Origin of the sequence: Actinosynnema sp. NPDC023658 (assembly GCF_040639995.1) — a bacterium.
Taxonomy (GTDB): domain Bacteria; phylum Actinomycetota; class Actinomycetes; order Mycobacteriales; family Pseudonocardiaceae; genus Actinosynnema.
Genome location: NZ_JBFAAX010000178.1, coordinates 1 through 10,888 on the forward strand (window position 1 = coordinate 1; position 10,888 = coordinate 10,888).

The 10,888-nt window shown below is 68.1% G+C and carries 9 protein-coding genes and 1 pseudogene; 6 read left to right on the forward strand and 4 right to left on the reverse strand.

Annotated features, from left to right (window positions below):
• The 4 genes and pseudogenes from AB0G02_RS19435 to AB0G02_RS19450 form a co-directional block, all read right to left on the reverse strand.
• Positions 1 to 1,025 (reverse strand): annotated as a pseudogene (locus tag AB0G02_RS19435) (hypothetical protein); the annotation flags it as partial.
• On the reverse strand, positions 1,022 to 1,897 hold the full coding sequence (locus AB0G02_RS19440) for a 5'-methylthioadenosine/S-adenosylhomocysteine nucleosidase (RefSeq protein WP_360796106.1): 876 nt from the start codon (positions 1,895 to 1,897) through the stop codon (positions 1,022 to 1,024). The gene AB0G02_RS19440 and the pseudogene AB0G02_RS19435, both read right to left, overlap by 4 nt.
• Positions 1,898 to 2,145: 248 nt before the next feature.
• Positions 2,146 to 2,289: a hypothetical protein gene (locus AB0G02_RS19445; RefSeq protein WP_360796109.1), complete on the reverse strand. Its 144-nt coding sequence runs from the start codon at positions 2,287 to 2,289 to the stop codon at positions 2,146 to 2,148.
• Between the two features lie 78 nt (positions 2,290 to 2,367).
• Positions 2,368 to 2,562, reverse strand: a complete 195-nt coding sequence (locus tag AB0G02_RS19450; protein WP_360796112.1) for a hypothetical protein — start codon at positions 2,560 to 2,562, stop codon at positions 2,368 to 2,370.
• A gap of 134 nt (positions 2,563 to 2,696) precedes the next feature.
• Here AB0G02_RS19450 and AB0G02_RS19455 point away from each other — a divergent pair, with 134 nt between their 5' ends.
• The 6 genes from AB0G02_RS19455 to AB0G02_RS19480 form a co-directional block, all read left to right on the forward strand.
• Positions 2,697 to 3,911: a helix-turn-helix transcriptional regulator gene (locus tag AB0G02_RS19455; RefSeq protein WP_360796114.1), complete on the forward strand. Its 1,215-nt coding sequence runs from the start codon at positions 2,697 to 2,699 to the stop codon at positions 3,909 to 3,911.
• A 565-nt stretch (positions 3,912 to 4,476) separates the two neighbouring features.
• Positions 4,477 to 4,995, forward strand: coding sequence for an NUDIX hydrolase (locus AB0G02_RS19460; protein ID WP_360796117.1), 519 nt, complete (start codon positions 4,477 to 4,479; stop codon positions 4,993 to 4,995).
• A gap of 110 nt (positions 4,996 to 5,105) precedes the next feature.
• The gene (locus AB0G02_RS19465) at positions 5,106 to 6,680 is read left to right on the forward strand and encodes a TIR domain-containing protein (RefSeq protein ID WP_360796120.1); all 1,575 of its coding nucleotides are present in this window, start codon (positions 5,106 to 5,108) and stop codon (positions 6,678 to 6,680) included.
• Between the two features lie 209 nt (positions 6,681 to 6,889).
• The gene (locus AB0G02_RS19470; protein WP_360796123.1) at positions 6,890 to 7,909 is read left to right on the forward strand and encodes a vWA domain-containing protein; all 1,020 of its coding nucleotides are present in this window, start codon (positions 6,890 to 6,892) and stop codon (positions 7,907 to 7,909) included.
• Positions 7,906 to 9,480, forward strand: a complete 1,575-nt coding sequence (locus AB0G02_RS19475) for an Hsp70 family protein (protein ID WP_360796126.1) — start codon at positions 7,906 to 7,908, stop codon at positions 9,478 to 9,480. Before AB0G02_RS19470 ends, AB0G02_RS19475 begins: the two co-directional genes overlap by 4 nt.
• A partial coding sequence (locus AB0G02_RS19480; RefSeq protein ID WP_360796129.1) for a hypothetical protein occupies positions 9,477 to 10,888 on the forward strand: 1,412 nt, incomplete at its 3' end. The genes AB0G02_RS19475 and AB0G02_RS19480, both read left to right, overlap by 4 nt.

Consider the following 10,888-nt stretch of genomic DNA (forward strand, 5'->3'; position numbering starts at 1 on the left):
CTGCCCCGGAGCTGGGCGTTGAAGCGCTGCTTGAGGCGTGTTCGATATCCGACGGCGTATCGCGGCCAGTCCTTGGCGTACTCGGGACGCGCTTCGCGGAAGCAGCGTTCGATGATCTTGTCGACGGGCGTGGGGCCGGCCTGTTCGTCCTCGATCTCCGCAGTGTCGCGCTGAAGAGCCAGGTTCAACAAGTGCACCGTGTGCTCGATGCCGTAACGGGCCATAACGGCGCAACCCGTCACCAGCAGCAACACCCCTCCCCAAAAGGAGAACGACATCGAGCCGAAGAACAGGCTGGCGAATGCCAGAACCGCGACCACGCCTCCGGTCACCGCAGGCCGGCGGTCCTTGGCTTCCCGCAGGAGCATCCGAGGCTCGTACCGGGTGGGTGGGGCAGGATCGGGCTCGAAGAACTTGCTCGCCCGGCCGACGCGGTTCCCGGAGAAGCGCTCAGCGCCGACCTGATGCTTCCGCTCGGCGTTCAACTGCTGCTCGACCAGACCGTCGACCAGCATGGACAGGTGTCTGCTGATCTCCTCCTGCCGCTCGGCGGAGAGCCTGCCGAACGCGGCCACCGCTGTGAACGTCCGTTCCGCGTCAGCCGAACGGACGTGGTCGAGGATCTCCCACACGACGCGGTGAGCCCGTTTCCACTTGTCCTCGGGTAACGAATCACAGATCTTCCATGCGTCGCGGATACCGGCGACCAGGTCCGCGGTGAGATCTCCGAATCCACGCTCGCTGAGCAATGCCAGTACGTAGTAGTAGGTTCGCTCGGTCGACGGGTCGCCCCCGAAGACGAGTTCGCCGAGCAGTTCCTGGGCACGTCGCGGAACACCCCCGGCCAGGTACGCGAGCGCGACCTCGTGCCGACGCTCGGGCCTGTCCGCCTTGTCGACGGTATAGATGGTGGCGTCGTGGTAGACGCTCTCCACGTACTGCACACCGATCTGCTGCTCGACGTAGGCGTTGTCGGATGCGACGTTCTGGTTGTCGACGTCGATGCCGGACGAGTCCTCGATCATCGGAACCTCCTGCTGGAACCAAAGTTGACGCCGATCTGCTGCCCGACATGGGCGTTGTCCCGCGCGGTGTTGGTGTTGTGGACAACCGGGGTCGCTGGTGGCGGCTCCTCGCCGACACGGACGCCGTCGTCGGATTCGAGCGCGGTGATCAGGGCAATGGCGAACGCCGCAGCGTTTCGGGCCGCGAGCCGCTGCCCGCCCGCGCGGTCGGCTTTGGCCTTGCGCCCGTCGGCGTGGTCGCTGATGCCGCGCACCGCCATCGCGTGCACCTGGTTGCCCAGGTGAGCGGCGTGGGCGAACCCGGAGCCCTCCATCTCGACGGCCACCGCGTCGTTGTAAGAGGTGCGCAGCCTTTGGGCCAGCTCCGAAGTGCGGGAATCGAGCACGACGTCGCCCACCGCGATCGGATCGAAGTGGACGGCCGGCGGAGCACCTTCGACCCCGCCGGAGAGGAGCGAGTACCAGGCGTCCCCACGCCGCAGCCTCCTGGCCTCCTGCTCGAGGCGGTGCGAGACGGACCAGGCGGAGGGACGTACCAGGAACTCGTCCTTATCGCTGCGTCCGCCCTGGTAGGAGTAGATCTTGGTCGCCACGACGACGTCGCCGATGGCGAGCGTATCCCGCAGGCTGCCGGCGACACCGACGAACACCATGGCGGCGGGACCGAACACCGCGTTGGCCCGTTCGGTGAGCGTCGCGGCGGCAGTGGTACCCGGCCCGGTCAGCACCAGCGCGACTGAATGCCTCGGATGGCCCGCCACCACACCGACGTCGAACACGGTGCCGGACGGGTGCCGATGCGGCCTCACGTCTTCCAGGTGCTCAAGAACAGCCGCGTGTTCCACGTCCAGTGCGGTCATGATGACGTTCACCGATTCTCACTCCAACACGATCGGGGTGCCCTGGCAACGGACACCGGCGAGACGTTCGACCAGGTCGGGCGTGGTGTGGCGGCAACCCTCGCCCAGCCGTGGCACCGCGCTTATTGTCATACTGACATGAACTGGCGTTGAGTACAAGTCGCCACACAGAGCCAATGGTCACAGTGACCATAACGCTGCAGCTGAGGTCACGACCGCAGAAAGCAGTGCGATCGCGCTGGGCTTCAGCAGCGTGCGCGTCAGGTCCCGGCGCCCGCCAAGATGCGGTCTTGGTCGAAAGCCCACTTGGCCCAGGTGGCCTCGACTACCGACACACACCGAACGGCGTCCGATTCGGCGACCGGCACCAGCAGGTTGGTTGCGATCGCGAGGTAGGCGTACATCACCAACCTGGGAACGGCATGGATCCCGTGGGCGGCATCGCGCCGCCCCCGCCGAGCGCTCACGAACCTCGACCACGGTCAGATGCGCCTGTCCGGCTCGGCGCGATGGCAGGTCGCGACGCGCGAGGAACCGCGCCGGTTGCAGGCGCTGACCAGCGCTCCCGCCAACGCATCGGCCAGGACCGTGTCCATTAAGCCCGTCCGCAGGACGTGCACCACCACCAGCACCACCACCACGAACCGCAATAGTGCGTACCCGGTGACCGAGACCATGGCTTCCTCCTCGCTTCGACTTGTCCCTCCCACTCTTGCGAGGGGGCGCGCCGGCCGACAGGGGTGATCGATCGTCGCCACGGCGGGCAACAGGAAACGGTGGCTCCGGACACAGGTAGATGAGAAGGTGGAGCATGCACCAGAGCGAGGTGTTCGGCGTCGAGTTGCGGAGGCGGCGCATCGCCGCGGGGAAGTCGCTCATGGCTTTGTCCGGCGACATCCACTACAGCAAGGGTCACATCAGCAAGATCGAAACCGGTATGAAGCAGCCGACGGCCCAATTCGCACGCTTGGCGGACACGGCCCTGGATGCCGACGGCGCGCTGAGCAAGCTGGTGCCCGTCGACTCGCCGGACCCCGCGAGCAAGGACGATCCCGTCGTGCTGCGGTGGGACGTGCCGGAACTGCGGGTGAGCCGGACCGCGGCCGAGGCCGTCGCGGAGGACGACACGACCGAGCAACTCCTGCGCACCCAGTTCGGCACCATCCGCGACATGGGCAAGCGCCTGGCACCCCAATTAGTCATTCCGGCCCTCACGGCGCAACTGCAGGCTCTGCAGGTCGTGCTGAGTAGCGCGCGAAACCCGGAAACGCGACGCCGGCTCGGTCTGCTGGCGGCGCGGTCGGTGGAGTACATGGGGTGGATGGCCCAGGAAGCGGGCATGCAGGAGGAGGCGAAGAAGCGGACCCTGCAGTTCGCCGCGCTCGCGGTGGACGCGGGCGACCAGGGCCTCGCCTCGTACGCGTTGGTGCGGCTCGCGGAGCTGGCGATGTACGTCGGCGACGCGATCAGCACGGTCGAACTGGCGCAGCGGGCACGGCAGGACCCGCACGTGGACGCGCGCATCCGCGGTCTGGCGCTGCACCGGCTGGCACAGGGCTATGCGCAGCGCGGCGAGTACTCGCTGTGCCGCGCTGCGCTGGACGACGCCGAACGGGCGCTTGACGAGTCGTCGTCGGAGGCCGGCCCTGGCGGTCCGGTGCTCGGTTCGTCGACGATCGCCGATCTGGGCGCCGTGGTCGAGGGCTGGTGTTTGTACGACCTCGGCCGCCCGGCGGAAGCGGCCGAACTCCTCGAACGCGCACTGTCGCGCGCCCAGCCGGAAGCCCGCCGGGCCCGTGCACTGCATGGCGCACGACTCGCCCTCGCCTACGAGGCGGCGGGTGAGCTGGACCGGATGTGTGAGGCCGCGTTGCAGGCGCTGGAAGCCGCCCGGCCGCTCGGCTCGGCGACCGTCCGCAGCCAGCTGTCCCGCCTGTCCTGGGCGGTGCAGCGCAGGCACAACCACCGACCCGCCCGTGAGCTGCACGTCGAGATCATCGCCGCCTTGCACGACGATCCGGTGTAGCGTTTCCCGTTTCCTCCGGAAAGTGTGACCGACAACCACTTGCGAACCCTTTCGACCCGACTGATCCTGGTGACAACACCGGTGATTCATCGAACGGGTTCTCCTGGATGGAGCAAGATTATGGAGCCGCGCATGTTCAGCTACGTGCTCGGACTGCCGCTCGACTGGCCCGAGCACGTCACGGAATGGCCCGTCTGTCGTGATACCGGCTCTATTTTGTTCTGGGGAAATCCACCATTCGGTTCACTGCACCGCAACCCGTCCATGAGCGCCCGCACCTCTGCCACGACCACGGCATCGGTGGAGCGCAGAGCCTTGATGCCCCGCGGGCCGTTTGCCCTCCGACCGCATCTCGTGGCGGATCGCCCGAAGACCTGCGCTCCGCAGCCGGACACCGGTTCCGCGGCCTCCCCACACCAATCCGGTCGGCCGGTTCTCCGTGGTGCGATAGTCGAGGGAAATGACCTTCGGAGGGCGGGTCTTTCCCATCCGGGGCCGCACCGTGTTGGATTGACGGATGGACCGCGAGAACCACCCGACCTGGCGACGGTTGACCACGCGCACAGTGCGCACGACCCCATGGTTCGAGGTCCGGGAAGACACCGTCGTGCGCCCGGACGGCGAGCCCGACGTGTACCACCACGTGGTGTCCCCGGGCTCCATCACCGTGGTCGCCATGGACAACGACAACCGGGTCGCGGTGACCCAGCAGTGGATCTACACCCACGGGGACCGGCAGTGGCGACTGCCGGCAGGTGCGATCGACGCCTCCGACGCCGATCCGCGCGCTGCGGCGGAGCGGGAGCTGGCAGAGGAGACCGGCGTTCGCGCCTTCCGCTGGGAGCCGATCGCCCAGGTCAACGGCGCGGACAGCTTCACCAACCACGTCGACCACGTCTTCTTGGCCACCGACCTGACACTCGGCACGCCGAGCCGGGAAGCAGCCGAAGCCGACTTGGACGTGCACTGGGTGCCCTTGAGCAAGGCCGTGGAGTTGGTGGCCGAAGGCGCGATCCGGCATGCCGGCAGCGTCTGCGGACTGCTGGCTGTAAGCATCCGCAAGGAGACCACCCACCGTTGGTAACGCGGGTCCTGGGCGTCACCAGGCGTCATGTCCTCGACCCGTCATGCCCCTCTTCTCGCCGATCACGATGCAGCGCGGGCACCCCACTGAGCCGGCCGAGGAGGCTTGCAATGCCGGACGAGGTCATCTTCGTCAACTACCGGCAGAACGAATTGAGGGATGGCACGCTCGTCAAGTTGCCGCACGTGCAGGTGGTCGAGGCCATGACCGAGTGCCTCCGTCGCCACTTCGGTGCGGACCAGGTGTTCTTGGACGTGGGCATCCGAGGGGGTGAGCACTACCCCAGCACGCTGCGCGACAAGCTGGCGAACGCTGAACTCCTGGTCGTCGTCCTGCACCGGACCTGGTCCCGGGACCTGGCGCAACGGATGGGCTCCGACGGCATCGACTGGGTGCGTCACGAGATCAGAACCGCATTGGACGCCGGCACGCACGTCCTGCCGGTGCTGATCGACCAAGCAGGTCTGCCCGACCCTGCCGGCCTTCCCGAAGACATCCAGCCGCTCGCGCTCAAGCAGTCGCGACGGATCGACTTCGGCCACTGGGAGCGCGATGTGCGGCTGCTACTCCAGGAGGTCGAGCACTACGTATCGCCGGTCGTGTTGCCGGTCCCCGAGGAGTTCGTGATCCCCGCACCGCGGCGCTGGGCAGAGCTGCCCGTGGCCTGGTCGGTGGGAGCGCTGCTGCCGTTCGCGGTGATCACCGCACTCGTGCGGCCGGCCGACGAGCGGGCCGCGTGGCTCATCGCGTTGGCCGGCACGTCGGTGTTCCTGCTGTTCGTGGTCGCCGGGACGAGCGTGCTGGCCTACTGGGGACGACGCGTCGTCGACCTGTTGAACCGCGAGTACGGCGCGGTCCCGCACAACCCCAAGCTGCAGGTTCTCATCGGCGTGGTGATCGCCTCCATAGCAGTCCTGGCCCTCGGCACGCTACCGGTGGTCGGCTTGGAGCTGCGCATGGCGGTGTTCGGCGGCCTGGAGATGGCGGTACTCGTATTCGGCGCGGTGATGCTGCGCGCCTCGCGGGTGGAGATCACCTGGCCGCGCGCTCGGTTGAAAGTGGACGCGGGGAGCGTGGTGGTCGCGCTCAACGAAGTGTCGTGGCACCTCGACCAGTTCCCACCGCAGCCCAACCGCCTGCAACGCGAGCAAGCACGCTTCGCCCTCGACTTGATCGACGACGCCCTGGCCCGGATGCGCGAGTCGGTTGCCCGCAGCCGTTCCACCTGGCTGCGCGCCGCGTCACCTTGGATCACCGGCACGCACGGGGTGCTCGCCGGCGGCGCGATCGGTACCTCCGTGGCGGCTCTCTCCACGTACTGCGCCGCCGGCTACCGGCATTGGTCGGCACCGATCTGGTTCGGGGCGGGACTGCTGTCCGGCGCGGCGTTCTACCTGGTGGCCATCGAGGCGGTCTACCGGTTGCGACGGTGGCGCGAGGAGGTGGTCCTGGAGACGCTGCCTGCGGAGTCGGCGCGGCTGCGCACCCGGCTCGAGAAGTCCAGCAATCCACCGCCACCAGCGAAATCCGGAAACGCAGGCGGCTCCAGGCCGACGAACCCCGGGCACCGCAGCCACCTTCCCGTTCCGACCTTCGCCTTGAAGGCCGGTGACAGCACTGACACACTGACCCACTTCGTTCCGAGTGACACTCATAAACGCCCGGATGAGCCTCAAAGTCGCTGATCACTCCGATCAACGACGTACAGCGGAAGATCTCGGGGTCATTCCGCACAATTGCGGTTGGCAAAATCGGAACCGGCAGCGAACGACCATCGAACTGTGGTAATCATTATCCCGGAAGTCCGGGCCATTGCCCGCCGCGCTGAGGCGAACAGCGCGAGCGCCAGTCGAAGTGGGGAAGCAGCATGCTCGGCCGAGTTTCCACGGCGCTCGTGGCCGTCGTGCTCCTCGCACCTCCGGCAACAGCGGCACAGGATGTGACGAATCCACCATGGCCGGCGCGGTGCCCGTTGGCGGTCGGTCTCCTGATCGACCAGTCCGATTCCATGTCGGGGCGATTCGGTGAAGTGCGGCAAGCCACCCGGAACGTCGTCGACGCACTGCGCGACAAGCCCTCGAAGGTCACGATCATCGGATTCGGCACGGAGGCCCGCACCATCCGGTCGGGTGTGGACGTTTCGGACGACAGCAGCAGGAGGCGGCTCAAGGACGACGTCGACCTCCTCGACGTCGGAGAGGGCACCGGCGGTGCGACGAACTGGGACGCCGCGCTCGCCGCGGCTGCCGCGCAAGACCTCGACCTCGTCGTGCTGATCACGGATGGGATGCCGACCGCGTATGGGGATCCAGCGCGGGACGGTCCGGACACCCCGCTGACCGCGGCTGTCGCCACGGCGGACCGTCTCAAGCGCGCGGGCACCCGAGTGGTCGCGGTCGGCATCGACCTGGCGCCCGGCGCGGATGCCAACCTCGCTGCCATCACCGGGACGCGCACTGAGCAGGACTACTTCACCGGAGAGCAGTCCAGCCTGCTGCGCCGCCTGTACGACATCTTGGCCAGCGCCTGCGGCGTCCCCTTCGAAGCACTGCCCAAGCCCGAACCCGCGGTGTTCCCCTGGCGGGACGCGCTGCTCGCCGCCCTCGCCGCCGTTTCATTGATCGGCCTGCTGGCCTTCCTGCTGTACCGAAGGAGACGCCACCCGGTCCGTGCGGACGGACCCGTGCAACCGAACAAGGCCGACGCCCCGGCCGTCATCGACCACGCGCACCTCGCCCAGAGGCTGCTTGACAGCCGCAAAAGCGCGGACGCCGGCGACGACGGTCGCGAAGCTCGCCGGGACAGCGAAGGCGGCGAAGGCGGTGGTGACAAGACGCCGCCGGCACGGCGCCGGTCCATGCCGCTCGACTTCCTCGACCGGAAACCCCCCACTAAGAAGGACAACAACCCATGACCCGTCGTCCTGTTCTCGGCATCGACCTGGGAACCACTTACTCCTGCGTCGCCTCTCTCGACGAGAACCACCGGGTGTCCGTGCTGCCCAACCAGGAGGGCGACCTGACGACACCGTCCGTGGTGTTCTTCGAGCACAGCGGGAACGTCGCGGTGGGCAGATTCGCGAAGAACGAGCTCAAGAGCGAGCCGGGCAGGGTCGTCTCGCTCATCAAGCGCCACATGGGTGTGGAGGGGTACACGGTCGAGATCGACGACCGCGAGCTGTATCCCCAGCAGGTCTCCGCGATCATCTTGCGACAGGTCGTCGAGGACGCGCTGAACGTGCTGGGCCTCGAGGTGCCGGCGGACGGCCCGCTGGCCGACGTCGTGATCACCGTGCCCGCCTACTTCGGCGCCGCCGAGCGCCAGGCCACGAGGGACGCGGGTGAGATGGCCGGCCTGCAGGTGGTCAACATCATCAACGAGCCCACGGCCGCGGCGATCGCGTACGGCCTGATGTCCGAGGGCGACGAGCGCAGCGTGCTCGTGTACGACCTCGGCGGCGGCACGTTCGACGTCACGATCATCAAGGTCTCATCAGCCGAGATCAGGGTTGTGGCCACGGGCGGCGACCATCAGCTCGGTGGTGCCGACTGGGACGCGCGGCTGGTCGACCTGGTTTGCGACAAGTTCACCGAGCAGTACCCGGACTCCGACCCGCGGACCGACCTCGACGCGGCGGGGTCCATCGAGCTGCTGGCCGAGGAGGCAAAGAAGGCGCTCAGCCGACGCGACACCTACGGCACCACCGTGATCGCCGACGGCCGGCGCGCCAAGATCGAGATCACCCGCGCGGAGTACGAGGAGGCGACCGCCGACCTCATCGGCAAGACCCTCGACTTCATCCGGGACGTGCTGCGGCACGCCGCGGCGAAGGGAGTTGACCGCATCGACGAATTCCTGCTCGTCGGCGGCATGTCCCACTCCCCCGCGATCAAGGAACGCCTGCGCGCGGAATTCCCCGACCTGCCGATCCCGCAGCTCACCGACCCCGACCAGATCGTCGCGAAGGGCGCGGCGCTGTTCGCGGCCAACAGCGTCGCCGAGACCCAGGGCGCGGAGTCGCCATCACGCGGCCTGCCGGGCGGAAATGCGCTGCCCAAGATCGTCAACGTGACGTCGAAGGGTTACGGCATCGCGGTCCTGCGCGACAGCCGCAAGTCCGACAGCGACCTGGTGGTGGCGTGGCTGATCAAGCCGAACGACGAGATCCCCGCACGTCCGCAGGACACCTTCCAGACCGCGCACGACCAGCAGCGGGAGGTGGAGATCTCGGTCTACGAGTCGACCACCGACGTGCTCAGCGACGAACTCCCGGACAACCTCGAGCTGGTCGAGGGTACGTTGCGGGACCTGCCGCCGGGACCTGCGGGCCAGCCCTTGGAGGTTTCGTTCAACCTGGAGTCGGACGGCATCCTGCACATCACCGCGACCGCTGCCAACGGTCAGGAGATCAAACTGGAGGCGAAGATCAGCGGACTGGTGCCCGAAGAGGTCAAGCGGGCGCCGCTGCCCGCGATCCAGCGGTGAGCACCTGGCGGTTCGACGAGGCCAGGTTCGTCGACGAGGTGCTCAAACCGGTGCAGTACGGTTGGCGGCCCGACGAGGACCTGTTCCGCGTCTACCTGTTACCCATTGAGGTGAACGATCGGGACACGATCGGAACCGCGGTGGCGAGGGTGGGCAAGCAGTTCACCAACCAGCAGTACCGCGCGTTCCGCCGTGCCCTCGAAATCCTGCGCGGTCAGCACGCGATGGCGACAGAGACGCTGCTGGACCCGGCTCGGCGCACGGCGCACCGGTCCCGGGTCGAGTCGGCGCGAGGAAAGCTCACCGCCACCCTCCGATCGCGGTTGGACGGCGCACCCGGCCTGCCCGCAGCAGAGGTGGCCGCACAGGCGCGGACGCTGAAACTGCCCCGCAGCGCCGTCCTGACCGCGCTGCGGCAGTGCGGCGGTGACGAGCGCGAACCCGTCGAGCTGCCCCATCCGGTGGAACCCGGTCGGTGGGTGGATGCCCGCGGTCACCTGGCACAGCTGCGGTATGACTCGCTGTGGGATTACCTCGCGGACCTCGGCGGCCCGGCCACGACCGAGCACCACCTCGAGCAGCGGCGCGGGAAGCTCCGCGTCTCGCGGTCGTCCGACAGCGCCGCGGAGACCACGCTGCTGCGCCTGGTCCAGGGATGGCTGGAGCAGGGCGGCCTCGTCGACGTGCTGCGCCACGAAGTCCTTGACCACTTGGGGGACCGTGCCGCCTACGGGTACGCCGAGGCGGTCAACGCCGCCAAAGCGACGGCCGATCGGCTGCGGGTGCTGGGCATCGGCCCGGACCCGCTCTCGGTCGCGTACGCGGTGTGGTGCGAGCGCCGCTTCTCCGCCTCGGCGGAACCCGGCTGGCAGGAGAACTACCAGCGCGCCGTGCACGACCTCCGGCTGCGAGCCGCGCTGACGATCCTCGAACAGCAGCCCGGGCTGCCAGGCGAGTGGCCACGTCGGCGCGCCGAACTGGAGCAGCGGCTGGCCGAGTTGGACGCGGAGCTCGAACGGTGCCACGCCCTCGAGCAGACCGATGTCGAAGCGGCCGTGGCGGGCTATCACCGCCTTCGCGAGTCGTTGGTCGACGACCGGATCGACACCGCGCTGGAGCGGTGCCGTCCGGCCGCCCCCTCGTCCGCGACGGCGTCGGTGCGCGGAGGTCGGGTCGTCGTGACGTGGCAACCGAGCAGCGCGACGGCCGGACGCATCGCGTACCGCGTGAGCCGCGACGACACCGTGCTGAGCGAGAGAACCACCGCGAGCGAGGTGGTCGACCCGGACCCGCCGAACGGGACTCCTTTGATCTACCGGGTGAACACGCTGCGGGACGGCAACCCATCACACGCAGCGCGCACCACTCCCGTCACCGTGCTCGGCGACGTGCTGGACGCAGAGGCACA

Excerpts from the sequence above, each read along its gene's own strand:
- AB0G02_RS19445 (WP_360796109.1), bottom strand. The coding sequence starts at position 2,289 with ATGTACGCCTACCTCGCGATCGCAACCAACCTGCTGGTGCCGGTCGCC.
- AB0G02_RS19450 (WP_360796112.1), bottom strand. The coding sequence starts at position 2,562 with ATGGTCTCGGTCACCGGGTACGCACTATTGCGGTTCGTGGTGGTGGTG.
- AB0G02_RS19455 (WP_360796114.1), top strand. The coding sequence starts at position 2,697 with ATGCACCAGAGCGAGGTGTTCGGCGTCGAGTTGCGGAGGCGGCGCATC.
- AB0G02_RS19465 (WP_360796120.1), top strand. The coding sequence starts at position 5,106 with ATGCCGGACGAGGTCATCTTCGTCAACTACCGGCAGAACGAATTGAGG.
- AB0G02_RS19475 (WP_360796126.1), top strand. The coding sequence starts at position 7,906 with ATGACCCGTCGTCCTGTTCTCGGCATCGACCTGGGAACCACTTACTCC.